This window comes from Flavobacterium flavipigmentatum (assembly GCF_020911905.1).
Taxonomy (GTDB): domain Bacteria; phylum Bacteroidota; class Bacteroidia; order Flavobacteriales; family Flavobacteriaceae; genus Flavobacterium; species Flavobacterium flavipigmentatum.
On sequence record NZ_CP087133.1, the window covers coordinates 4,227,067 to 4,253,510 of the forward strand.

Consider the following 26,444-nt stretch of genomic DNA (forward strand, 5'->3'; position numbering starts at 1 on the left):
ATTAGAACCTCAGAAACTTATTCACTCAAAAAAAATGAAAAAATATTTCCCTACAATCGCAAAAACAGCATTAGTTTTAGTTTATTTAGTTATTGTTGCAGGAGCTTTGGTTCGTATGACAGGTTCCGGAATGGGCTGTCCGGACTGGCCAAAATGTTTTGGATATTACATTCCCCCAACCGATTTAAAAGAATTGACTTGGGCGCCAAATCGTGTTTTCGAAAAAGGTCAGGTAATTATCAAAGATGAAACACTTTTGGTTGCCAAGGATAACTTTACAACCCAAACAAGTTTTGATGCGTCTCACTGGGAAAAATATACTAAACATGATTATGCTATTTTTAATCCATTGCATACCTGGATCGAATATATCAACAGATTGTTTGGTGCTCTGGCTGGAATTGCTTGCTTTATAATGGCAGTTGCTTCATTTAAATTTCGGAATAAAAATAAAAAAATCACTTTGCTTTCATGGCTTGTTGTTGTCATGATGGGTTTTCAGGCCTGGCTAGGGGCAAAAGTGGTTTATTCTGTATTAAATCCTATCAAAATAACAGTTCACATGATTATGGCTTTGGTAATCGTAGCGGTTATTTTGTACATTATTCAATTGGCAAGACCCAAATTAGCTGCGGTACGATACAATACCAATTTTAAAAATGTATTGTTATTTTCGCTTCTATTGACTTTGATTCAGATTGCAATTGGTACACAAGTACGTCAATTTGTAGACGAGCAGATAAAAAATGGTTTAACTGAAAGCATTTTATGGTTGCAAAATCCATCGGTTATTTTTTACGTTCACCGCTCCTTCTCTATAGTGATCCTACTTACAAACATCTATTTGTATGTGAGGAATACAAAGTTCGGCTTAGGCTTTTCAAAAACAAAATGGGTGCTACTCTTAATCGGATTTGAGATTATAACCGGGATAGCTATGGCCTATTTTGATTTCCCTGTTGGAAGTCAGGCAATACACTTGATAATAGCCTCTATCTTGTTCGGAATTCAGTTTTATATGATTTTGGAAGCAAAAAAACCTATCCCAGCCAACTCTTAAAATCCTGTACTTTTTCGCGACTCACAATCACCTCATCCTCTTTGTAAGTAGGTAAAATTACTTTAAGACGAGAATTGGTATACGACTGTATTTCTTTTATCGCTGGAAGCGGAATGATAAATTTTCTGCTTACGCGAAAGAAATCTTTCATGTCTAATTCTTGCTCAAGAATCTCTAAAGTAGAGTCAATAAGATAGTTTCTATTGTCGAAAGTATGGATGTAAGTCCCTTTATTTTCGCTAAAAAAACACTCGATTTCATCTGTTGTGATCACCTTCAAATGTTGTCCAATCTTAACCGTAAATCTTTTTTTATAATTTTTCTCAAAAGGATTGGACAACATTTTTCTTATCTGCTCAAAATCAAGCTGAAGATTTGTCGAATCTACCTTAGGTAAACGTTCTTTAAATTTAATAACAGCTACTTCCAGATCATCCTCATCAATTGGCTTCAAGAGATAATCGATGCTATTTAATTTAAAAGCTTTCAGTGCATACTCGTCATAAGCTGTCGTAAAAATAATGGCACTTTTGATGTCAATTTTTTCAAAAATTTCAAAAGATAAACCATCAGACAGCTGAATATCTAAAAATATAAGATCTGGATGTTCGTTTTTCGTAAACCAATCTACCGATTCTTCAACAGAATGCAACATGGTTTCTACCGCAATATTTAGTTTCTCTAACTTCCGTTGCAGTAATCTTGCTGCGGGTTTCTCATCTTCTATGATCAATGTTTTCATGCTTAAAAAGGTCGGTTTATTTTGGTTTTAAATATAAAAATGAATCAAAAATATGCTTTTTATCAATTAAAAAAAGAAAGAAATAACAAAACTTAAAACGGCACGAATTCATCTCACTAAAATCTATAATTTAAATTTTTAACGAAATGAATTCTTAATTTATATACTGCAAAAGCAATACTCTTTTTTCAAAAGCCAACGGATTAAAATTTAAACCAAATTACTGCCATTTGGTATTTGCCGATTTTTTATCCATAATTTCCTTGATTTTTCTTTCTTCCCATGCATCGCTAAAAAAGATATCGCGACCATACACCGATAATGCGTGTGCCAGCAAACCGATTCCCCAAAATAATGCGGTAGAATAGGTATGCCACTCAAATAATCGCTCTTCGTTGAATCCTGATCCTATAAAATTTCTGCTCAAGTTCGAAATAATCAGCAGCACATTAATGATTAAATAAACTCTTAAATGCGAATAAAATCCTTTAATTCTTTTTACTTTTTTATACGCCATATTGTAATGTTCATCTGAAATTAATTCTCTGTCAGCTTCACTTTCGAACATATACTTTCTAAATCTACCCATTTTTTCTAAATTTAAATTATTGCCATTTTCCTTTGTTTTCCTTCTCTTTTTCCATTAATTCTTTGATTTTTTTCTCTTCCCAATCTTTTCCAAAAGCGGGAAAAACTTCAAAAACTTTCAATCCATGAAATACCACTCCGATGCCCCACCACATCAAGGGCCAGTAGAACCATAAATGGTTTGGTGAAGTGTACAAATTGATTCCGATTAAAAATATATTTACAAATACAAATGAGGTTAGATTTCCATAAAATCCTTTAATATTTTCGACTTTTTTCTTCGCTATGTAATATTTATCCTCTTCGCTATAATTAATTTCCATGATTATTTCCAGGTTTGTTTATTGTTTTCTCTTTCTAAAATTTCTCTAATTTTTCGCTCCTCCCAATCAGAGCTGTAGCCATACACTTTGAAGGCATGCATTACGACTCCAAATCCCCAGCCTAAAGCCGAAAACCAAAACCATTGAAATTTAGGAGAATACGTTAGGTTGATAAAAACCAAGATCGGGATTACACAGCAGTATGAAATAAGATTTGCATAAAATCCTTTTATTTCTTCTACTCTTTTTTTTGCTCTAAAATAAGCTTTACTTTCATCATTATAATCTGCATTTGTTTCCATAACTGTTATTTGTTTGGTTAAAATTGGAATTTTAACTGTAAAATTTTGTTCATTTTGTTCAATTAAGACTTTTCTATTGGTGACAATTCCGTATCGATTTACGATATTCTGCAGTCCCACCCCTTGCCTGTCTTGTAAAACTTCTTTTTTCTGAAAATCATTTTGGATGGCTAAATAATCGCCGTCAATAAAAATTCTTATGTGCAAGGGTCTTTGCTCGCTCACCACATTGTGTTTTACCGTGTTCTCCAACAAAAGCTGCAACGACAGCGGAACCACTTTTGCATCATCATTTATATCTCCCGTCGGCAACTCATAAAACAAACTGTTCTCAAAACGCATTTTCAGCAAATTCATATAGGTTTTTGCAAAAGACAATTCGTCTTCAACTGAAACCAGTTCTTTGTCTTTTTGTTCTAAAACATAACGGTAAATTTTAGACAAGGAAGTTGTAAAACGTTGTGCATTCTCGGGATTTTCTTCGATCAAAGAACTCAAAACATTCAAGCTGTTAAAAAGAAAATGCGGGTCAATTTGGTTTTTTAAACTTTCAAATTTAGCATTGGCTGTTCCTGCGATTATCTTTTGTTGTGTCACTTCAAATTTAGAAGCCTGCTTCCATTTTACCATAAAGCTTCTGGCCTGCATAAACGTAGAAACACCCAATGATAAAATAATGTAAAAAAGATGTACCCAAATCATTCTTTCTGTAAAAAACTGGTTGATCGGCATTTTTTGCAAAATCACAAAAATGATGTAATTGATTCCTAAAACAGCCGGAATTGTGTACAAAACAGTAACCAGAATGCCATAATAAACCCTGAGATTTGTTTGATCCAGCCAATCCCATTTTTTATCCAAGAACAAATTGATGAAACCGTTGCCAAATCCTAAACCAAAAGAATAAAGACAACTTAAAGAGAATGTGATTAAAACATTTTTTATACTCAAATCTGCGCCCAAAAAGGCAGAGAATATTACAGTAAAAATCATAGAAATCTTAAAACAAACGATGGCTCCTCCTTTTAAATCTGTAAATGTATTTCCATGATTTTTCATTGTGATCTTCTTCTAATATTATTTTTTACACCCTTTTTGAGCTTCCAAAGCTCTTTCTAATCCCCATTTTGGAGAAAAAGCTGTTTCTGGCTTAAAAGTAGCAAAAAGTTCGACAGCTTTATCCACCTCAGCACAAAGAGGCTTAGTATCCACTCCTGTCCATTTTGCACCGCCTAACTGATAATCTGCTTCTCCAAAAACGGCTCTTGGATTATTTGGGTCTATAGACTTTGCCTTTGCATAAGCTTCCATCACTTTAGACGAATATTTCATTCCGTTTGTCATAGGATCTGCAACTACCCACGCGGTATAAATTAGCGCCTGAAGCACAAACAATTCGGCGTTATTTTGATCCTTGATCATTTCAACATCCAAAGCATCTTGTGCTTTTGTCAACATCAACTCTATTTTTGTTTTGTCTTTTTCTGAGAAAGCGCCGGTTGTATTTACTAAAGCTACATAGTAATTAGGATACCAACTTGTTTTTTCAGCGGCAGCGATTCTTTCAAACATGGCAGAAGCTTCTGAATTTTTTCCTTCTTTCCAAAGCCCAAAAGCTTTACTCATTCCTTGCTCAAATTGTGTTTGTGCAGAAATTAAACTGCAAATAAATAATGTAATTACGGTGATAATTTTGGTCATGATTTCTTTTTTTTAAAGGTTGTTAAATTTTATTTTTAGTGTTCTAAGTTTTACTGATGATTAAAACGCTGTTATTTTATACTTCAAAAGTAGGTTGGTTTTTATTGTTTTAAAATTAAATACTACCGAGTTGTCGAATTTTGTGACTGAATTGTTTTTTTTAAGGCTCTGAGCTACTAAGCTGCTAAGAACCTAAGGCTTTACCTTATAGACTCAGATCCTAAGTCACTTAGGAGCTTATAAATTCTTCAACTGATTATCATTTTTATTCTGGCTGATGGTCCAGAAGAAACCTACGAAGAAAAATCTATCGGCAGTTGGCACAACGGCTTGTCTGTTGTAAAACCCTGTTGCATCTGGTGTTTTGGCATAATCGTAGCCAAAAACATTTTGAGTCCCTAATACATTTGAAATCGAGAAATACAGTATTTTTTGAGTGGTTAATAAATACGCCCAATTAAAACTCAAACTATTATACGCTTTTGTTTTTCCGTTCATAAATTGTGCTTCGTTTGGATTGTTATAAGGTCTTCCAGTGCTAAAACTATTTGTAAAACCAATTTGCGATTTCCAATCGGTGATAAAATATTTCGTAACAACAGACAAATTATGATTAGCAATAAAACCAGGTGTAGCCATCGTTGGAAAATTTTTATACGCTCGCTCCGAATCGATGTAGGAGTACGAAATCCAATATTCTAAATTTTTGTATAAATTGCTGTCTCTCCAAAACAAATCCAATCCTTTTGCATACCCCGAACCATTATTATTAAAATTCGAATTGTACTGAATATCTCTCGTATCGTATTGCACCAAATTGCTATAATCTTTAAAATAAGCTTCGGCTCTAAAAGTTTGTCCTGGTTTAGTAAACTGATAATTCAGGATATAATGTCTTGCTTTTTCACTTTCGAATTGATGAAATTTCGAATATTTAATATAATCAACCACAGGAGTTTGGGTAAAATCTCCGTACGCAAAAGAAAACTGGCTGCTTTTTGAAACTTTATAAGCTAGAGAAGCTCGTGGCGCAATAGCAGTTTCGTCCAGCAAACTATTATTTGAAAGTCTAAAACCTACTTTGGCTGCAAAATTTTTCGAAAATAAAATATCTCCTTCAGTGTAAAAAGCTGCAATATTAGAATCGTACCCATTTGCCACGTTAATGGAAGCATTATCATTAAAATTTTCATTGAATTTTGTAATAAAATAATCGGCACCAAAAGACAATTTAAAATGATCTGAAACATTTTTTCTCAGTTTTATTTTTAACTGAGCCGCATTCTCGTCGCTGTTAATGTCGCTACTATTCAGTTTTACTTTGCCGTTATTGTAGCCGTAACTCATTCCTGTTGTTAATTGCCATCCCGTTCCGATTGTGCCTTTGTACGAAGCATTCAAATAAAAATTATTATTATTTAAATTAGTCCTGATAGGATCAATAAAATTGATATTCTGTTGATTCAAATCGAATTTTTCGGAGTCAAAAGCTGCATATAATTTAAAAATTCCGTTTACAAAATGATAACGATATACCGTTTCACCCGATAAAGATTGATACGGATTATTCCAATCGACATTTTGAGGAATAGCAGCTTGATAAGGCGCTAAATTGATGTAAGCCGTATTGACGCTTAAAGAACTTTTATTCCATTTTTGAGTATTTCCAAGTCCTAAACCAACTGTCATCAGAGCTATTTCTGTTTTATTTTGGTCGGGTTCGTCTTGGGTGTTCAACAGCAAAACACTTGACAAAGCTTCGCCATATTCTGCAGAATATCCTCCCGTTGAAAAAGCGATTCCGCTAAACAAAAAAGGAGAAAATCGACCACGAGTTGGCAAATTATTTGTTGTAGCTCCGTAAGGCTGTGCAACACGAATACCATCGACGAAAGTTTGCGTTTCGCTGGCTTCACCTCCACGAACAAACAAACGGCCATCTTCGCCCACTGTTTGCGTTCCAGGCAAAGTCTGGAGCGCCGCAATAATATTTCCGGCAGAACCTGCAGTGGTTACAATATCAAGAGGTTTTAATACCGAAACTCTCGCTTTATCCCCAGATTCTAATGTTCCTGCGGTGATGACAACAGCATCTAGTGCGTTTACATTTTCTCGCAGTTTTACTGTCTGCTCTTTAAAATTGGTAACATCAATTTCTTTTCTAAAAGTATCATAAATTAAAAAACTTACTACTAAAAATTGATTTCCGGTTGCAGTCGTTTCAAAAGAAAAATCTCCGGTTTCAGAGCTGGTGGCGCCATCATAAGTTCCATCGATGTAAATATTAGCTCCCGGAACAGGTTTCCCTTTTTCGTCTACCACTTTTCCGGAAATGGTGTTTTGGGCAAAAATAAGTGAGCCAATAAATAAAAAAGCTATTGCAAAAAGTAATTTGGTTTTCATAACATTTGGTTTTGATGAGGCAAATGTATTTTAACGATTCAAGTTAAAAAATATTAAATAACCCAATTGTTGAAATTTGGGGATGAATTGTTTTTAAGCTACTTTTACTCTAAACATAAGTTGTATATGAGAACTGAAAAAGAGAAGATGATTGCCGGAGAATACTATGCAGCCGGCGATCCAGTTTTGGTAAAAGAGCGCCGAAGAGCCAAAAATTTATTACATCGTTTGAATGTTACTGAATATCGCCTAACGAAAAAAGCGAAAGAAATTTTAGCCGAATTAATTCCTAATACCGGCAAGAGTTTTTACATAGAACCTCCTTTTCATTGCGATTACGGGTACAATATTATTTGTGGTGACAATGTTTATTTTAATGTAAATTGTGTGGTTTTGGATTGTGCTCCAGTCACTATTGGTTCAAATGTGTTTATTGCGCCAAATGTTCAAATTTACACGGCAACTCATCCGCTTGACGCTGAATTAAGAAAAACACTCGAAAATGCGCTGCCTGTATCTATCGGAGACGATTGCTGGATTGGCGGAAATACTGTAATTTGTCCCGGTATAACCATCGGAAAAGGATGTGTGGTTGGAGCGGGTTCTGTAGTAACAAAAAACATTCCCGATTATTCTTTGGCTGTTGGAAACCCAGCAAAAATTATTCGAAAATTAAATTAAAAATCTCCAAATAAATAATGCTTTCATTAACTAAAATACATCATATTGCAATTCTTTGTTCGGATTATCAAAAATCTAAACTTTTTTATACTGAAGTATTAGGATTGTCAATCATTAAAGAAATCTACCGCGAAGAACGCCAATCTTACAAACTTGATCTGGCTTTGAATGGTCATTATATTGTCGAATTATTTTCGTTCCCAAATCCGCCAAAACGACCGTCACAACCAGAGGCAACAGGCTTGAGACATTTGGCTTTTGAAGTATTAAATTTGGATGAAACTATTGCTTTTTTAAATACAAAAAACATCGAGTCGGAACCTATTAGAATTGATCAAATCACCCAGAAACGATTCACTTTTATCGCCGACCCCGATGCTTTGCCAATTGAGTTTTATGAGCGATAATTAAAGTATTGTGAAAACTTCTTATCGTTACAGGCAAATATCACCGCAATAAAAGCATACGATTTTTCTTTTTTACCAACTTTAACACAATATGCAAAGCGTTTTTATTAAAAACCCAATTTGATTCTCTAATTTTGTAAAATCGCATAAAAATTCTGCGATTCAAAATTTTACTTCTGATGAACAAAACAGCTCGAATCAAAAAAAATTATCAATTTATCCTTTTTCAAAAATTAGTAATTGTTTCTGTTTTAATTGGTTTTTTATCTGCCTTTTTAGGAATTTCACTTAAAAAAATTACAGAATATTACGAGGAAATCTTCTTTCACAAAGCGTCATTACATCCTGTATTTTTTATTGTTTTTCCAGTTTTCGGATTATCTGTTATTTACTTTTTAAGACAGTATTTGTTTAAGAAAAAAGAGAACAAAGGCATCAAAGAAGTTTTTGAAAGTACAAGAACTGGATCTAAAAATTTACCTTCTTATAAAATTCCATCTCACTTTATAAATGGATTATTAACGGTTATTTTTGGAGGTTCAACAGGAATCGAAGTGTCTACAGTGGTCGCCACCGCTACAATTGGTTCTGTGGCACAGCAAAAAGAAAATATATTTCGCAAGTATAAAACCGAATTAATTTGTGCTGGAGTTGCTGCTGGAGTTACCGCTTTATTTAGCAGCCCGATTGCAGGAATTTTATTTGCTCTTGAAGTTATCTCCCGAAAAGTCACTCGTGCATTTGTAATTTCAAATGTAATTTCGGTTTTAGTTGCTTTTGGTTTACTTTCAATTTTAAAAGAGGAACCTTTGTTTACGATCTCAATTACGACTTGGCATCTAAAAGCCATATCTTATTTTATTGTTTTAGGAATTTTGGCCGGAATCAATTCGGTTTATTTAACGCGTTGCGTCTTGTTTTTTAAAGCCCAATTTCAAAAAATAGAAGTTCATTATTATAAAATTTTACTAGGTTCAGCCATTTTGAGTATTTCTTTATTTATTTTTCCTCAATTATACGGAGAAGGTTATCATGCGATAAAAGCAATTTTCAGTACTTCTGAAATGCCGTTAACGGTAACTTTGACACTGACTTTTATCGGGATTTTGATTCTAAAACCAATCGTAACTTCAATTACGCTGGCTTCTGGAGGCGATGGAGGTGTTTTTGCTCCTAGTTTATTTATTGGTGCTTTTTTAGGATTATTATTGGCTTCTGCCTTGAATACCTTTTTTCATGTAAATGTGATTCCGATAAACTTTATGATTATCGGAATGGCGGCAGTTTTAAGTGCCAGCATACATGCGCCATTTACTGCCCTATTTTTAGTTTGCGGACTTATAAACGATTATACTTTATTTTTACCGATTTTAGTAGCCTGCCTGATATCCAAATACACTGCAAAAACAATTTATCCCTATACTGTTTATAGTTACGCCCCTAGCCTAATAAAATAATATTCTTGCCACAGATTTCAGAGATTCATACAAATTTTCAAGCCTTTAAATCTGTAACAAAAACACCAAAACAAATAGTTAGAATTTATGCCAATTCAAAAAATAAAGAGAGGATATCGCAAAACCCGTTACATTCTTTACAAAGAAACTTTAGTTGATTACAAAGAGCATTTTTGGTCTTTTATAGGATCGTTTGTCGGAATTGGAGTTTTGGCTTACATTCAATCTATACAATTTTCGGGACATGATGCGGTTTATCTGATTGGCTCTTTTGGAGCCTCAAGTGTTCTGGTATACGGAATAATCCAGAGTCCGTTTTCGCAGCCCAGAAACTTAGTTGGCGGTCATCTTGTATCTGCTTTTATAGGAGTTACGGTTCAGAAATTGGCTCCCGACATCATCTGGATTGCCGCTCCGCTAGCGGTTTCGTTGGCTATTATCTTCATGCAGATTACCAAAACACTCCATCCTCCCGGAGGTGCTACAGCACTGATCGCTATTATTGGCTCAGAAAAAATAAAAGCTTTGGGATATATGTACGTGCTTTCTCCAGTTTTGGTGGGTGTACTTATCTTGCTAATTACCGCTTTGATTTTTAACAATATGACTTCGAGCAGAACTTATCCAAGTCATGGTCTGTACCGAAAACAGTATCATAAGATTAGAAAGAGATTGAGAGGCAAATCATAATGTGTCGCTTGTTCCCGCAAGATTTTTAAACCCTTGTAGGAGCTTAATAAAATCTTTTCAACAAATCTTAAATCCTAATTCATAATTCGTTTTTTATATTTTACCTTTGACCTTTCAATAAAAACAAAGATTATGGTTTATAAATTTAGAGTAATTCTAGACGCCGAAGAAGATATTTTTAGAGACATTGCAATTCTTGAAGATGATACTCTTGAAGATTTACACAACGCAATCTTCAATGCTTTTGGTTTTGACGGGATGGAAGTAGCTTCGTTTTATACCTGCGATGAAACTTGGAATCAGGAAGATGAAATCGCACTTTTTGATACTGGTGACATTCCCGGAGAACAAAAAACCATGAGCGATTATAAACTATCAGACATCTTAGACGAACAAAATACCAAAATTATCTATGTATATGATTTTATCAATATGTGGACCTTTTTGGTGGAATTGGCTGCTATAGAAGATCAAATTGCGGGAGCTCCTTATCCGGAAACTTTATTCTCTCATGGAGAAATGCCTGACGAAGCGATCGAAAAAAACTTTGAAGCCGATATGCACGACGATATCTACGGCGAATTTGAAGATGACCTTGACGAAGACGATCTAGACATGTTTGAAGGCGACGACAGCTTTGAAGATTTTGGGTTTGAGGAGAATTGGAATTAGTTTTTTTTAAGGCTCTGAGTTGCTAAGAAACTAAGTTTATAAGTTTTATATTTTGAAAGTTTTTTCTTAAATTTAATTTTTAGAATTAAATTTAAGAAAATGAGCAATTTTAGAAATTTACTTATCTGGCAAAAATCGATGAGCTTGATTACAAAAATTTATTATTCTACCAATAATTTTCCAAAAGAAGAAATCTTTGGACTAACTTCACAAATTAGACGAAGTTCCATTTCAATTCCAAGCAACATCGCTGAAGGCTATGGACGACAAAGTGATAAAGATTTTTTACGCTTTTTAAATATTTCAATTGGTTCATTATTTGAAATGCAAACTCAATTAGAAATTGCTAAAAATATAACCTACCTTAACGAAGAAGAATTTAACAATTTATATGAGGATAGTCGCGAAGTAGAAAGAATGTTAGTGTCTTTTATTAATAAATTAAAAAACAGAAACTAAAAACTCAGAACCTTAGTAACTCAGAACCTCAGCAACTTTAAAAAATGATAAACCTTTTCAACACACACATCGAGACGCTTGCGATACACCGCGTAGGAAACAAAAGCAGAAACGAAGCAATTTTTTTATCAGAACAAACTTTTAACTTAAATGATGAAATTGTTCCGCTAATAAAAGAGTATTTTTTTAAGCCTTTTAGAGAGAAAGAAGAAAATTATTTTCAGTTTGCACACGAAGTCGATTTGGATTACAACGACATGTTTAAATATGCAACTGAAATCTTTGACAATCCGAGCAAATTACTTGAGGTTTCTAAAAATATTACCACACATTTATATGAGCAATCCAACCATCCGCACATTAAAAACGGAGAGGTTTATGTAACGTATCTAACCAATTTAAGCATCGATAATAATGTGGTGGATGCTATTGGAATTTTTAAAAGCGAATTACAAGCTGACTTTTTACAATTTGAAGAAAAAAACAGCAATCTTGAAATGATTTTGCAACAAGGCATCAACCTGAGCAAATTAGACAAAGGATGTTTGATTTTTAACTACAAAAAAGAAGAAGGTTATAAAATCCTGACTGTTGACAGCAACCGTTATGATGCGCGTTATTGGTTAGAGCACTTTTTGTCTGTTGATGCTTTTGAAGATGAAAATTTTATTACCAAAAAATATTTAAAATTCTGCCAGAATTTTGCAAAAGATGTAGTTCTGCCTGCAGAAGACAAAAAAGAAGAAGTCATGTTTATGAATCGCTCTGTGAATTATTTTGCAAAAAATGACCAGTTTGAAGAGCAAAATTTCTTAAACGAAGTACTGGACAATCCTGATCTTATCCCAGAATTTAAAAACTATAAGGTAGATAAAGGAGAAAAATACAGCATCGAAGACATCACCTCGTTCCCAATTGCAAACGCAGCAGTTTCTGACGCTAGAAAATCGATTAAAAACGTAATAAATCTGGATACTCACATTCAGATTAAAATGGATTTTATCAATCCCGAAAGTGCAGAAAAATTTGTTGAAAAAGGCTGGGATGAAGAAAAACAAATGTATTACTACTTAGTTTATTTCAATAAAGAAGAAAAAAGCTAAGAGTCATTCATTTTCTACTACTTACTTATTACAAACAAAAAACGGCAACTACCTTCGTAATTGCCGTTTTTTTATTGGTCAACATAAAAATTTATCATTGCATAAGCGAAAGAAATAGTAAAATAATGATCAATTCTTAATTTATGCTTAATTTTGTATTCTAAATAAAATTCAGATGAATACTCATTTGTACAACGAAAGTCCCTTCAAAACAATTATTTCTTTTCATAAATTAATTGAATCTTTTGAAGAAATTGCTTTATCCGATGTAGACTATCGTTCGGACTACGCGAAGGCTGTGCTACAACAGATAGCTCCATTACCAGAATTTAGAACTGGAATACAGGACTATGATTTCATTCAAAAAAATGAAACACTCATAAAACACTTACTGTCAGACTTATTTCCGACAGCATTGACACACAACGAAATAAAAGCCGTTACGATACCTTTTCAGAATTTAACATTCAATTATAGCGAACGCTTCAAAAAAATACTCAATAATGCGGGTACCGAGTTTGACATGGAAATTCGTGATTTTGACGATCACCAATTTTATATCAACAATTGCTGTTTGATTCTGGCAAGTTATTACAATCAAAAGATCGATTTTAATAAACCTTTTTTTTATGATATTCCGGATGAAAATGGCGTTATAAAACATTACAGAATTTTATATAATGCCGATTTTATTGAAATTATTCCTTCTGAAAACGCTATTAATCTTACTCAGGACGACCTCGATTTACTGATAGACAATTATACCGACATCGATTTATGGAAATCTAAATTTCCGGTAGGAAGCTGGATTCTCAAAGGCTTTGGAATTGTAACTTTATTTGATGCCACTACAGAAAGTGCGATTTCGAATTTAAAAAGTAATTTGCTAAAACCCGATTCCAAAACCGTTGCTTCTAATGATGTGATCGCCAATATTTTTAGATCTATTTTTAAAATTCCAGCATTAAAAGTAGGTTTCATTATTTACAATTCGGAGGAAGATAAATTTATAAGACCCATTAAATTTGACAATCAAATTCAGAGCTTTTTACTTTCTGCAGATCAGGAAATAGATTGCAGCAATGCTTTTTTTGGATGTTCTTTTGAAAATTTGCTCACAAACAAAGAACCATTTGTAATTTCGAATGTTAAAAAATTCATACAAAAATCAGAAAACAAGAAACTAGGCGAACATTTATTGCAGCAAAATATTCAAAGCTGTGTTTTTGCACCTATCATAAAAGAGGGAAATTTATTAGGAATTGTAGAATTAGTTTCTGAAAATTCCAGAGATTTAAACAGTGTAAATGCTACCAAACTCGAACTGGTTTTGCCTTATCTAACGGATACTATTGATCGTTACAACACCGATATGCAACATCAGATCGAGGCTATTATTCAGCGTGAATATACAACGATCCACCCGAGTGTTTATTGGAAGTTTAAGAAAGAATCACAAAATTATTTTCAAAATACCCATCCTACCAAAGATTATATTTTTAAAGAAATTGTATTTAAAAATGTATTTCCTTTATACGGCCAGATTGATATAAAAGGTTCGTCTGAACATCGTAATGAAACGGTAAAAAAAGATTTAAAAAACCAATTGACGATGCTTTTAGAAATTTTTGAAAATCAAAAACCTAACAGCAATTTAGTACTTTTGGAACAACGCAAATTTGAACTTGAATCGCTTCGAGATGAATTAGATCATCCGCTTAAAGCAGATACAGAGCAGCATATTCAGCATTATATTGAAGATGAAATTCATCCTATTTTAAAAAACACCAAAGACAATGCTCAAAACGAAGAATTAGAGCAATTGTATTTTAAAAGTTTAGACGAGAAAACAGGTCTTTTTTATCAGGAAAGAAAGAAATTTGATAATGCGATGTCTATTATTAATAAAAAGCTGGCAACTGTTCTGGACAAAAAACAACTCGATGCGCAGCAAATTTATCCGCATTACTACGAACGTTTTAAAACGGATGGTGTTGAGCATAATTTATATATTGGGTCTTCGATTGCGCCTACAAAACCTTTTGACATCATGTATTTGCACAATTTACGTTTGTGGCAATTACAAACATTATGCGAAATGGAGCTGGAACACCACCAACTTAAAGCTTCTTTGCCGTATGAACTGGATGTGACTTCGCTAATTTTGGTCTTTAGTCAGCCTCTTTCTATTCGTTTTAGAATGGATGAAAAGCGTTTTGACGTTGATGGAACTTACAATGCCAGATACGAAGTCGTAAAAAAACGTATCGACAAAGCCAATATTAAAGGCTCAAAAGAACGTATTACTGAGAAAGAAAAAATCACAATTGTATATTCTCAGAACAGCGAAGAAGCAGAATATTTAAAATACATCAAATATTTGCAGCACAAAAAAATTCTTGAACCAGCCATCGAACAATTTGAAGTTGAAGATTTGCAAGGTGTTTCAGGATTAAGAGCCATTCGTGTAAAAGTAATTAACAACACGCCGAGCACTGCCAAAAAAATAACGTATCAAGACTTACTAGACGAGCTCAATTAATTTTTAATTGAGCTTTTTAAATATTTTTAAAAGCGATTACAAACGAGATCACCGTCACAATCAATCCGACCATAAAAAGATTGTAAGCAATACGCAATAAGTTGTATTTACGTTGCAAAACGAGTCCGAGGTAGTACAAATCTTTAATCATCGTCGAATACAAATAATCACGGTCTTTCATCATTTCGTTCATGGCCCAATCATATTCCTGTAGTGGCATTTTGTAAAAATTTCCAAAAAACATCAAATTTACTTTTTTATCTTCTACGTCTTTTCGGGTAAAAATGCCGGATGTTACTTTTGGTCGTGTAGAAAGAATAGCAAAAATAATCGTCGTGACACTCGAAATCAACATTATAAAAGTAGGAATGACCAAATGTGCATTTTTGGGACTATCTAATTTTGGAATAATAGTCGAAAGTGCAATTGAAATAATAATGGCATTTACAGACAATAAAATATTGGCTTTACTATCTGCAATTCCGCTTAATCGCGTGTGATTTCCAAGTGTTACACGAAATAAAGTATCGATCCCGCGATCCGGTTTTTCTGCTTTATCCTTTTTATTATCATTCTCTATTGCTATCGACTCTTTTAATTTTTGTTTGTCTATCTTTTTTTGAAGCGCAATTAAATTTTTTTCCTTCAGAGGCTGCCATTTTCTTTGCGCATAATCCGTATAAAATCGATGTTTTTTTAATAAAAATTCTAAATTTTCTGCGGCCCATTCAGAATTAGAAAATGAAATATTCCAGATATTTTTTAGTTCATAGCGCAATAACTCACAAGTCGTTCCATATTCAGAACCCATTATGTGAGCATAATCTGCGTCTTTAATTATTTTTTCTAATTGCGTTTTAGGAACATATTCTTTTTCGGTAGCAAGAATCAAATTAGAAACAATCGCGATAAAATCATCCGATTTGCCGTGCTCTTTTAAAAAAGCAGCAGCAATTTTTACACTCTCACTCTCATGATTTTCATATCCTTGAATGTAACCTGTATCGTGAAACCAAGCAGCTACTAAGAGTGCTGTTTTTTCATCGTCTACGACCTCTTCTTTTTTACAAAGTTCTTTTACCGCATTTACAACAGTCAAAGTATGATTAAAATTATGGTAAGAATATAAATTAGAAAGTTTATCTTTGAGTAAATTACTCACGAAATCTTCGGCTTGGTCTATCAGATTCATAAAGAATATTTTTATACCACGAAATTATGAAATTGTTTTTGGATTATCATTTAAATAATAAACTTAACACCTATTTAGCGTTTGCTTCTCTCATTTTGCTTGTCGCTTCCTGTGCTACTCACAAAGTACAATACGGAAAAAATGTTACTGCCAACAATACCGAAAACGCAACCGATACGATAAAAATTGCACAAACCATATACCTGGTTGGAGATGCCGGAAATGCTGATGAAGAAAAGGCACAGCAAACATTAGAATTACTCCATCAAAGACTAAAAAAATCCGGTAAAAATGCCACTCTTTTATTTCTGGGTGATAATATTTATCCGAAAGGGTTTCCCAGCAATAATAACGCAACAGAGAAGGCTTTAGCAGAGACAAAACTCACCAATCAGCTGCAACTCACCAAAGGTTTCAGAGGAAAGACGATTTTTATTCCGGGCAATCACGACTGGTACAGCGGCATTAAAGGTTTAGAACTTCAAGCCGAATTTGTCTCTAAATACCTGAACAATAAAAAAGCTTTTTTGCCCAGGAAAAGTTGCCCAATAGAGGATGTAAAAATTGATAGCACCACCGCTCTGGTTACTATTGACAGCGAATGGTTTCTGGAAGATTGGGACAACCATCCGACCATAAATGAGAATTGTGACATAAAAACACGAGAAGATTTTTTTGATCAGCTCGAAAATATTTTAAAAAAAAATCAGGAAAAAACAGTCGTTGTCGCTATTCATCATCCTATCCTGAGCAACGGATCTCACGGAGGACAATATTCTTTAGAAAAACAATTATTCCCTTTTGAAAAAAAGATACCGCTTCCTATTATTGGCTCATTTATAAATTTGTTACGAAAGACATCCGGAATTAATCCGCAAGACCTTCAAAACAAGCAATATACAATTTACGCCAAAAGAATTAAAACCCTATTGCAAGGCCAGAAAAATGTCATTGTCGTCTCGGGCCATGACCACAATCTACAGTATATCAACAGCGAAAACATTAAACAAATTATTAGTGGTGCCGGCTCAAAATCTGAAGCTGCTAGAGCCATCAATCCAAACGATTTTTCATACGGTGGAAATGGTTATGCAATGCTAGTGCTTTTTAAGAGCGGAGATGCAAAAGTGTCTTTTTTCGGCAATACTAACAACAAAGAAAAGTTGCTTTTTGAACATGAAATCATCAAAGCGAAAGAATTTAATTGGGCTCCAGCAGGTTCTAATACTTTTCAGAAAACCACAACGACCTCGATTTATACTACCGATATGACGAAGAAAAGTCTTTTTCATAAATTTTTGTTCGGAAATCATTATAGAAAATATTATAGTTTACCCATTAATGCCAAAACAGCCACAATAGATACCTTAATGGGAGGGTTGAAACCCATTCGCGAAGGCGGCGGACATCAATCTATTTCACTTCGTATGTCTGATCCTAAAGGAAGAGAATATGTGATGAGGGGAATGAAAAAAAGCGCCACTGCATTTTTACAATCTGTTGCTTTTAAAGATCAATATGTTGTAAATGACTTTGAAAAAACATACGCTGAAAATTTCTTACTTGATTTTTACACAACTTCGCATCCTTATGCTCCATTTGTAATTGGCAGTATGGCAGATCAATTAGGTCTACCGCATACTAATCCTGTATTGTATTACATTCCGAAACAAGATGGATTAAAAGAGTTTAATTCGAATTTTGGAGATGCATTGTACATGGTGGAAGAAAGACCAGCCGACAATCATCTGGATGCCAAAAATTTTGGACATCCGAGCGATATTATTAGTACTGATGATATGATGAAAAATCTTCATAAGGACGAAAAATATGAAGTGGATGAAAAAGAATATATAAAAGCACGTTTATTTGACATGCTTATTGGCGATTGGGACAGGCATTCTGACCAATGGCGCTGGGCCGAGCATAAAAAAGGGGATAAAATAATTTACCGCCCGATTCCTCGCGATCGCGATCAGGCTTTTACAAAATATGACGGAACATTACTGTCGATATTGATGAATATTCCGGCATTGCGTCACATGCGTACTTTCAAAAATAAAATTGACAATGTAAAATGGCTCAACAGAGAACCTTATCCTTTGGATTTGGCTTTTTTGAAGACGGCAGAAGAAAAAGACTGGTTGGCTCAGGCACAATTTATTCAAGACAACTTGTCTGATACAGATATCGATAATGCTTTTAAAAACATGCCGAAAGAAGTACAGGATGAAACGGTTGCTGATATCAAACAAAAATTAAAAAACAGAAAAAAAGAACTTCAAAAATATGCTTCAGAATATTTTGGTGTTTTAAGCCACACGATAATGATAGCAGGAACAGACAAAAAAGACAAATTTGTCATTCATCACAATGCTAAAAAAAGCCTTGAAATTCAAGTATTCAGAATTAAAAAAGAAGGTGACGAATTAGTTTATACTAAAAACGTTACGGATGCAAAAACCAAAAATTTATGGATTTATGGTTTGGATGACAATGATGTTTTTGAAGTCGTTGGAAAAGAAAAATCGAGAATAAAAATTCGTTTAATTGGCGGTCAAAACAATGATACTTACGCAATCGAAAACGGCAGAAAGGTGATTGTTTATGATTTTAAATCAAAAGAGAACACTTATAATTTAGATAGCAAAACACAAACACAATTGACCGATGATTACGAGGTTAACTTGTATAATTATCAAAAACCGAAATATAATGTAGTCTCGGGGCTACCCAACATTGGGTTTAACCCAGATGACGGGATAAAAGTAGGCATTAATTTAAATTATACGGTTAATAATTTTAAGCAGAATCCGTACACACAACGACATGTTTTAAACGGTTTCTATTATTTTGCAACAGGAGGTCTGGAATTTAATTATGCAGCACATTTTCCAGGATTATTAGGAAAATGGATTATTGATGTTGAATCGCAATACACCACTCCAAACTTTGCCATGAATTATTTTGGTTATGGAAATGAAACACAAAATAATGATGATGAATTTGGAATGGATTACAATAGGGTCCGTATTCAGAAATTTAATATCGCAGCGGCCATCAGGCATGTTGGACGTTACGGAAGCGAATTTAGCATTCAGCCTTTATTGCAGCAAATGAGAGTTGAGGAAACCAAAGACCGCTATATTGATCTGCCGAATATCATAAATCCAACGGTATTTGAAAGTCAGTTATATGGTGGTGCAAAAGTAAAATATGGCTTTAAAAATGCCGATTTTGCATCAAAACCTACTTTAGGAATTGGTTTTATGATGTCTGCAACGTGGCTGGTAAATCTGGAAAATACCAAGCAAAATTTCCCTACATTAGAAAGTCTTTTAAGTTTTACACATAAAATAGATCATAACGGAAAGCTAGTTTTAGCGACAGCTTTTAAAGGAAAAACAGTTTTAAACAACAATTACGAATTTTACCACGGAGCCTCTTTGGGTGGCGATACTAATTTGCGCGGCTATAGAAACGAACGATTTTTAGGCAGTTCGTATTTTTCTCAAAGCAGCGATTTGCGTTTTAGCATTGGTAAAATTCAGCGTACCATTGCTCCCCTGACTTACGGCGTTTTAGGTGGTTTCGACTACGGAAGAATTTGGATAGACGGAGATAATTCTAAAAAATGGCATCAGGATTTTGGAGGAGGCCTCTGGCTGAATGCTATCAACGTTTTGACAGCGAGAATCTCCTATTTTAAAGCACCTGAAGAAGTTGGAAGAGTTATTTTTGCAGCAGCCTTTAGTTTTTAGGAATACTAAAATTTACACAAATCGAGATATAAAAAAGTGAAATGTGATTTGTTATTTTACATTTCACATCTCACTTTTTTACATCTCACTTTTTACATCTCACTTTTTACATTTTACATTTTACATTTTACATTTTACATTTAACCTATCGTAAAATAAACTCATACACCTTACCTCCTACTTTATTTGTTTTTTCGTCGGCAATTAACAATGTAAAATTGTCTTTAAAAACAATGGCTTCTTTTTGAGAAAAATGATTGAGCTGGATCTCTTTCTGAGTTCCTTTATGAAATAAATCGCCAGGGAAATTTTCAAACAACACAATTTTATCGTGGCTTAGTAAAGCTACTTTTTTTCCGTCTGGACTTATTGTAGCACTTGTCAATACACAATGATTGTAGTTGTTACATGTTTTAAACTCTCCAATTTTTACCGCTTTTTGCGTTCCGGCTGCATTTGGAATCTTGTAGATAAAAGCTGTTCCATCAAAAATTTTGCTTCTGTTTTTTGTAAATAAATAAAAATAGTTTTGGTATTCAAAAAAGCCTTCGACATCAAAAAACAATTCTTTTTTGTTCGGCGGAAATTCTTTTTGTTCGGGATAAGAAAACAAAACTTTATATTCGGCTGTAGCGTTTTCTGAATTTAACTGGTTTTTATTCACTTTGTAAATACATAAATCCTGACGCTCATTATCATTGTTCCCAAAATCTCCAATGTAAATATTTTCGTCTTTGTCTTTGGTAATATCTTCCCAATCTACATTTGTCGCATTGGTAATTGCAATTTTTTTATCTAATTTTCCTTCTGCATTTATAGCATAGATTTCATTGGCATTTCCGCTGTCTTCCAGAGTATAAATTAGATTTGTCTCTGGGAAATAAGTAATTCCAGAAACTTCTTTTAATTTTTTAGGAAGGGGATAAAGCGCTTTTAAATCGCTGGAATCTTTTTGCTGACAAGCAAGTAAAATAACTGAAAAACTGAACAAAATTGATTTTTTCATCATACTTTTTTTTATTTAAACACAAATTAAAATGATATGAATGACTCAAAAATTCATTTAAGCTGTGTTAATTCGAGGCAAAAATTAAATTAAATGGGTGTTTTTAAAGTTACGTGTAATAAATTCAAAAGCAGCAAACATAATATGCCCCATAGATTTTGCATTTTTAAACTTCATATCATTAGTATAACGGTATAATTCCATTTTTAGCTGACTAAGATTTTCTTCTGTCGAAATCGTATCGTGGCACATGATATTCAGTAACTTTTTGATTCTGTTCTCGGCCGAGTGAATACGTTTTGCTAAAATAGCACGTTCCTCATCTTTATATTGAATGATCGATCTTTCTTCTAATTTATCCTTAATTAGTTGAATCATTGGATAATTTTCTTTGAAAAACTGTGGCCGATATACTTTAAAATTCCCTTCATAACATTGCTGATCAAAATCTATGGGCCGAATTTTATAAACCACCTGATCAAAATCATGAATAGGGACAATTACATAATTATACGCACGCATATCTCCCAAAAGCCTGATCATACAACGTTCGTTGAATTTTACAAACTCTTTTGCAATCTGAGATTTTTCGGTTTCAGTACACGTGTCTAGCAAAGTATCCATAAAAACATCACCTGGAATTCCGATAATATGTTCCTCGATTAAAGTGTCTTTATAAACCAAAAAATTGATTTTGTCGGGAGACAGAATATCTTCCAATTCGAGTCCGTAAATACGCGAAGCATCTGCCTTTTTGATATAAAAATGCACATAATTATCGTTGAGAATATTTCGAACTTTAATTCGGAAAGGTTTAGAATTTCCAAACGTACAATAATCAATCGCATCCACATTTAGAAACTGAATAATTTCGTTATTTCCGTCCGAATGCAGTAACGAATAAATTTTTTTTAGATTTAGGTCGATCTCATTTCGTTCAAATTCGCTATAATACACACGAATCCACAACGTATCACTTTCATACTTATCGTACACGTTTACAGAACCTGTAAAACGCAATAAATCATCATAAAAAACAGAAACTTTTGAAATACGTTCGTATCGTTCTAAATAACTCAAAAGGGGTTGCATCAAAGGGTAAGAAGGTTTTTTTAAAACCATCAACGGCTCGCTCATTTTCAATATCTTTAATGCAAATTTACATTAAATTACATTTGGCAGTAACAAAACTTTAGTTGAAACGTCTTACTAAATAACTAAAACAAAAATTATATTGGAAACCATACTTACAATTCAGAATCTCAGCAAAAGATACGGGCGTATTCAAGCCTTAAAAAATGTGTCTTTTGAAATACAAAAAGGCCGCGTTTACGGCATATTAGGCCCTAATGGAAGCGGAAAATCTACCACTTTGGGAATTGTGTTGAATGTCGTCAACCGAACTTCCGGCGATTACAGCTGGTTTAGCGGCAACATGCAAACGCACGAAGCCTTAAAAAAAGTAGGCGCTATTATAGAAAGGCCTAACTTTTACCCGTACATGACCGCCGAAGAAAACCTAAAACTGGTTTGTAAAATAAAAAGCATCAGTTATGCTAAAATAAACGAAAAGCTAGATTTAGTTGGCCTTACCGAAAGAAAAGACAGCAAATTCAGTACTTTTTCTTTAGGGATGAAACAACGTTTGGCTATCGCTTCGGCACTTTTGAATGATCCCGAAATTTTAATTTTAGACGAGCCTACAAACGGTCTGGACCCACAGGGAATTCACCAAATTCGTGATATCATTAGAAAAATCGCCTCTCAAGGTACCACAATTTTATTGGCTTCGCATTTATTAGACGAAGTCGAAAAAGTATGTTCGCATGTGATTGTTTTAAGAAAAGGCGAAATATTATATTCAGGTTCGGTAGATGAAATGTCGGCCAATGAAGGCTTTTTTGAAGTACAGGCTGAAAATAATGACATTTTGAAAACAGTTTTGGCAACACATTCATCAGTAGAAAGAATGATAGAGGAAGAAGGAAAAGTTTTGGTGTATCTAAAATCAGAATTATCGGCTTCAGAACTGAATCAGTTTTTATTTTCTAAAAACATAGCGTTGAGCCATTTGGTCAAACGTAAAAACAGTTTAGAAGCTCAATTTTTAGAATTAACTAGTAAAACCATTACACAAAACAACTAGATCATGAACAGACTTATCGCTATAGAATTACAAAAAATCTGGAAAAACAAAGCCAGCAAAATCCTTACACTGACGTATTTTATTTTACTTTCGTTTATCGCCTTGATTGCTTCGATAAAATTTGACATAGGTATTTTTAAATTTCATTTGGCCGAAATGGGCATCTTTAACTTCCCGTTTATCTGGCATTTTAATACTTATGTTGCCGCTTGGCTCAAGTTTTTTCTGGCAATTGTAATCGTTTCAATGATGGCAAATGAGTACAGCTACGGTACTTTAAAACAAAACCTAATTGATGGTTTGAGTAAAAGAGAATTTATTTTATCAAAATTTTTAACGGTGGTACTTTTTGCATTTTGCTCGACTATTTTTGTATTTGTAATGACTTTAATTTTAGGATTCAGCTTTTCTTCTTATACCGAAGCAGGAATTGTTTTTAGTCATCTAGATTATCTTTTGGCCTTTTTTGTCAAATTGACCGGTTTCTTTTCGTTCTGTCTATTCTTAGGAATATTAGTAAAACGCTCTGCTTTTGCCCTGGGATTTCTTTTGGTTTGGAGTATCATTGAAGGAATTGTAAAAGGGATTTTAGCTTTTAAAATTTTTCCAAACAGCAATACTCACGAGACAATCATGCAATTTTTGCCTTTAGAAGCGATGTCAAATTTGATTATTGAACCCTTCACAAGATTGTCTGTTGTAAAAAATATCGGAACCCAAATGGGCGTTGAAAACATAAAAGATTATGATGTCAATTATCTTTCGATACTCATAGTATTGATCTGGACGTTCTTGTTTGTGTTCTTCTCTTATAAATTATTAAAAAAGAGAGATTTGTAGTATATTTGCTATACTATGAATTGTTTTAAAATTACGCTTATTGGTCTTTTTATGTCCTTTTTTTCTATAAAAATGATTGGACAACAAGTTATTAGTATTGATGATACAAAAACGCCGGAACAACTTATTAATACTATTTTAGTAAATAACACCTGCGTTTCTGTATCCAATATTAATGGTTTTGGCGATACGTTTACTCCCGGACAAAAAAGTTTTGCTTACTTTAATAAAGACGCCAGTAATTTTCCCTTTTCAGAAGGTGTTGTTCTTGCTACTTCGCCCAGCCACGATGCCATTGGCCCTTTTAGAACCAATCGCGGAGGCGGAAATCCAAATTGGCAAGGTGACAGCGATTTAAATCAAGCGTTGGGTATTAATTCGGTAAATGCAACCGTTTTAGAATTCGATTTTATTCCTCTAACAGATTTTTTAAGTTTCAATTATATTTTTGCTTCTAATGAATATCAGTCGTTTTTTCCGTGTCAGTATTCCGACGGTTTTGCGTTTTTAATGAAAGAAGCAGATGATCCAACAGCCGTTTATAAAAATCTTGCAGTTTTACCGAATCAAACTGCGATAGTTTCCTCAACAAATGTTCGTCCCAAAATAGAACCGGGTTTTAGCCTTAACGGAAACGTGCCTTACCAAGGATGCCCTGAGCAAAACCAAGAATATTTTAATGGAATTAATACAGCTGCTAGTCCGATAAATTATGCAGGACAAACAGTCGTTATGAACGCTCAAAGCCCTGTGATTTCGGGAAAAAAATACCACATAAAACTTGTTATCGCAGATGATTCTGAAGAATATTATGATTCGGCAGTTTTTATTGAAGCAGGCAGTTTTAAATCGAAGATAGACTTTGGCCCCGATAGAACTATCTCAAATAATAGTCCGATATGCTTTGGTGAAACGACTACTTTAAACACCAATTTATCTGCAACTTATACCTACAGGTGGTACAAAAACAATATTCTGATTCCAGCAGCAACGAATCCCTATTATTCACCAACAGATTCCGGAACTTATAAAGCGGAAGTGGTGCTAACTCCTTCAACATGTACTTTAATTGGAGAAATTAAAATTGATTTTGCCTCCCAAATTTCAGTTTCGAATGCAACAATGATCCAATGTGGTGCAAATAATAATGATGAAGCTGTTTTTAATTTGTCAAAACTGGATAACATTATAAAAAACAATACTACAGATATTACAAATGCGGGCTATTATGAAACATTGGTAGATGCACAAGCAAAAACAAATACCATCATTTCACCCGAAAATTACACTTCAAGAGATAAAATCATTTTTGCCCGAATTGAAAATAAATACGGCTGTTACACAACAGCAGAAATTACGTTAAGGATTGTCAATAATACTATTCCGAATCAAAACCCTTTTCAAACTTGTGATCGGGATCTGGTTCAGGATGGTTTGTATCAATTTGATTTGAATGCAGAAATTTCTCCCAATATTACAGGCGTTCCCGCAGGATTGCGTTTTGTTTATTATTTGAATACCTCGGACGCTTTAGCAGAAAAAAATCCATTACCCAATATTTTCAAAAACACCACTCCAAATTCTCAAATAATTTATGCGCGAGCTATCAACGGAAGCGATTGCTATGGCATCATACCAATACAACTTGAAATAAACAATTTTAATCCACCAAATTTTGGTGATGAAACGATTCATTTATGTAAAGGCGATAGTGTAGATTTGACTATTGCTTCTGGATTTGCAAGTTATCGCTGGGACACAGGAGGCAACAATACCAACACCATAACGGCTACCACTGCTGGTGATTATATCGTGACCGTGACCGATATTAACGGTTGCGAAAAAGCAAAAAAGTTTGCGGTAGATCTATCTGAACCTGCCACTTTAACCAATACGCAAGTCAAAGAATTCTCAGGAAATGACAATTCGGTTTTACTGGAATTTACAGGTTCAGGCGATTATGAATTTTCGCTTGACGGCATTACTTTTCAGAATGAGCCTTTATTTACCAGCGTTTTACCGGGAATCTACAATGCAGTAGCTCGTGAAAAAAAAGGTTGCGGGATGTCTAATACTTTATTGATTTATGTCGTTGATTACCCAAGATTTTTTACGCCAAATGGTGATGGTTTTAATGATATTTGGCAAATTAAAAACGCTAGTTATCTTCCTGATTTTGAAATTTCTATTTTTGATCGCTATGGAAAATTAGTAAAACAAATGAATCAACAGAGCAGCGGTTGGAGCGGTTTATTCAACAACCAACAACTTCCAGCCGATGATTATTGGTTTACTTTATTATTTGCAGATGGAAAAAATGTTAAAGGCCATTTTAGTTTGAAAAGATAATCTAAAAATTATTACTTTTA

22 protein-coding genes are annotated in these 26,444 nt (G+C 33.8%); 13 read left to right on the plus strand and 9 right to left on the minus strand.

Annotated features, from left to right (window positions below; genetic code table 11):
- Positions 1–34: 34 nt before the first annotated feature.
- The gene (locus LNP22_RS17830) at positions 35–1,060 is read left to right on the plus strand and encodes a COX15/CtaA family protein (RefSeq protein ID WP_229974659.1); all 1,026 of its coding nucleotides are present in this window, start codon (positions 35–37) and stop codon (positions 1,058–1,060) included.
- Here the strand turns inward: LNP22_RS17830 and LNP22_RS17835 are convergent.
- From LNP22_RS17835 to LNP22_RS17860, 6 genes are all read right to left on the minus strand, one after another.
- Positions 1,041–1,802, minus strand: a complete 762-nt coding sequence (locus LNP22_RS17835) for a LytR/AlgR family response regulator transcription factor (RefSeq protein ID WP_229974660.1) — start codon at positions 1,800–1,802, stop codon at positions 1,041–1,043. The two genes, LNP22_RS17830 and LNP22_RS17835, sit on opposite strands and share 20 nt — an antisense overlap.
- Before the next feature lie 220 nt (positions 1,803–2,022).
- Positions 2,023–2,391 carry a 2TM domain-containing protein gene (locus tag LNP22_RS17840; RefSeq protein ID WP_229974661.1) on the minus strand — a complete coding sequence of 123 codons (369 nt, stop codon included), beginning with the start codon at positions 2,389–2,391 and terminating at the stop codon, positions 2,023–2,025.
- Positions 2,392–2,407: 16 nt separating this feature from the next.
- On the minus strand, positions 2,408–2,713 hold the full coding sequence (locus LNP22_RS17845) for a 2TM domain-containing protein (RefSeq protein ID WP_229974662.1): 306 nt from the start codon (positions 2,711–2,713) through the stop codon (positions 2,408–2,410).
- 2 nt (positions 2,714–2,715) lie between these two features.
- On the minus strand, positions 2,716–4,074 hold the full coding sequence (locus LNP22_RS17850) for a histidine kinase (protein WP_229974663.1): 1,359 nt from the start codon (positions 4,072–4,074) through the stop codon (positions 2,716–2,718).
- A gap of 18 nt (positions 4,075–4,092) precedes the next feature.
- Positions 4,093–4,716: a hypothetical protein gene (locus tag LNP22_RS17855; protein ID WP_229974664.1), complete on the minus strand. Its 624-nt coding sequence runs from the start codon at positions 4,714–4,716 to the stop codon at positions 4,093–4,095.
- Positions 4,717–4,953: 237 nt separating this feature from the next.
- Positions 4,954–7,119, minus strand: a complete 2,166-nt coding sequence (locus LNP22_RS17860; protein ID WP_229974665.1) for a TonB-dependent receptor — start codon at positions 7,117–7,119, stop codon at positions 4,954–4,956.
- Positions 7,120–7,245: 126 nt separating this feature from the next.
- Here LNP22_RS17860 and LNP22_RS17865 point away from each other — a divergent pair, with 126 nt between their 5' ends.
- The 8 genes from LNP22_RS17865 (at position 7,246) to LNP22_RS17900 (ending at position 15,130) form a co-directional block, all read left to right on the plus strand.
- Positions 7,246–7,800 (plus strand): sugar O-acetyltransferase, encoded by a 555-nt coding sequence (locus tag LNP22_RS17865; protein ID WP_229974666.1) that lies wholly within the window; start codon positions 7,246–7,248, stop codon positions 7,798–7,800.
- A gap of 17 nt (positions 7,801–7,817) precedes the next feature.
- A complete protein-coding gene (gloA2, locus tag LNP22_RS17870) occupies positions 7,818–8,207 on the plus strand; it encodes an SMU1112c/YaeR family gloxylase I-like metalloprotein (RefSeq protein ID WP_229974667.1) in 390 nt (129 codons plus the stop codon).
- Positions 8,208–8,386: 179 nt separating this feature from the next.
- Complete coding sequence (locus LNP22_RS17875) at positions 8,387–9,664, plus strand: chloride channel protein (RefSeq protein ID WP_229974668.1); 1,278 nt, start codon at positions 8,387–8,389, stop codon at positions 9,662–9,664.
- Between the two features lie 87 nt (positions 9,665–9,751).
- Positions 9,752–10,354 carry an HPP family protein gene (locus LNP22_RS17880; RefSeq protein WP_229974669.1) on the plus strand — a complete coding sequence of 201 codons (603 nt, stop codon included), beginning with the start codon at positions 9,752–9,754 and terminating at the stop codon, positions 10,352–10,354.
- A 132-nt stretch (positions 10,355–10,486) separates the two neighbouring features.
- Positions 10,487–11,026 (plus strand): IS1096 element passenger TnpR family protein, encoded by a 540-nt coding sequence (locus tag LNP22_RS17885; protein ID WP_210666509.1) that lies wholly within the window; start codon positions 10,487–10,489, stop codon positions 11,024–11,026.
- 99 nt (positions 11,027–11,125) lie between these two features.
- The gene (locus LNP22_RS17890; RefSeq protein ID WP_210666508.1) at positions 11,126–11,485 is read left to right on the plus strand and encodes a four helix bundle protein; all 360 of its coding nucleotides are present in this window, start codon (positions 11,126–11,128) and stop codon (positions 11,483–11,485) included.
- 44 nt (positions 11,486–11,529) lie between these two features.
- Complete coding sequence (locus tag LNP22_RS17895) at positions 11,530–12,588, plus strand: nucleoid-associated protein (protein ID WP_229974670.1); 1,059 nt, start codon at positions 11,530–11,532, stop codon at positions 12,586–12,588.
- 175 nt (positions 12,589–12,763) lie between these two features.
- Positions 12,764–15,130: a GAF domain-containing protein gene (locus LNP22_RS17900; protein ID WP_229974671.1), complete on the plus strand. Its 2,367-nt coding sequence runs from the start codon at positions 12,764–12,766 to the stop codon at positions 15,128–15,130.
- 16 nt (positions 15,131–15,146) lie between these two features.
- Here the strand turns inward: LNP22_RS17900 and LNP22_RS17905 are convergent, their stop codons facing one another.
- The gene (locus LNP22_RS17905) at positions 15,147–16,322 is read right to left on the minus strand and encodes a Pycsar system effector family protein (RefSeq protein ID WP_229974672.1); all 1,176 of its coding nucleotides are present in this window, start codon (positions 16,320–16,322) and stop codon (positions 15,147–15,149) included.
- Between the two features lie 26 nt (positions 16,323–16,348).
- On the opposite strand from LNP22_RS17905, the gene LNP22_RS17910 reads away from it, so the two are divergent.
- Positions 16,349–20,083 (plus strand): metallophosphoesterase, encoded by a 3,735-nt coding sequence (locus tag LNP22_RS17910; protein ID WP_229974673.1) that lies wholly within the window; start codon positions 16,349–16,351, stop codon positions 20,081–20,083.
- A gap of 145 nt (positions 20,084–20,228) precedes the next feature.
- Here LNP22_RS17910 and LNP22_RS17915 read toward each other — a convergent pair whose 3' ends face one another.
- Together LNP22_RS17915 and LNP22_RS17920 are read right to left on the minus strand one after the other, a co-directional pair.
- The gene (locus LNP22_RS17915) at positions 20,229–21,089 is read right to left on the minus strand and encodes an SdiA-regulated/phytase-like domain-containing protein (RefSeq protein ID WP_229976403.1); all 861 of its coding nucleotides are present in this window, start codon (positions 21,087–21,089) and stop codon (positions 20,229–20,231) included.
- An 84-nt stretch (positions 21,090–21,173) separates the two neighbouring features.
- Positions 21,174–22,226: a hypothetical protein gene (locus tag LNP22_RS17920; protein ID WP_229974674.1), complete on the minus strand. Its 1,053-nt coding sequence runs from the start codon at positions 22,224–22,226 to the stop codon at positions 21,174–21,176.
- A 97-nt stretch (positions 22,227–22,323) separates the two neighbouring features.
- On the opposite strand from LNP22_RS17920, the gene LNP22_RS17925 reads away from it, so the two are divergent.
- The 3 genes from LNP22_RS17925 to LNP22_RS17935 all read left to right on the plus strand — a co-directional run bounded on the left by LNP22_RS17925 (position 22,324) and on the right by LNP22_RS17935 (position 26,424).
- Positions 22,324–23,235: an ABC transporter ATP-binding protein gene (locus LNP22_RS17925; protein ID WP_229974675.1), complete on the plus strand. Its 912-nt coding sequence runs from the start codon at positions 22,324–22,326 to the stop codon at positions 23,233–23,235.
- Positions 23,236–23,238: 3 nt separating this feature from the next.
- The gene (locus LNP22_RS17930; RefSeq protein ID WP_229974676.1) at positions 23,239–24,075 is read left to right on the plus strand and encodes an ABC transporter permease; all 837 of its coding nucleotides are present in this window, start codon (positions 23,239–23,241) and stop codon (positions 24,073–24,075) included.
- A 72-nt stretch (positions 24,076–24,147) separates the two neighbouring features.
- A complete protein-coding gene (locus LNP22_RS17935; RefSeq protein ID WP_229974677.1) occupies positions 24,148–26,424 on the plus strand; it encodes a choice-of-anchor L domain-containing protein in 2,277 nt (758 codons plus the stop codon).
- The last annotated feature ends 20 nt before the right edge of the window (positions 26,425–26,444 follow it).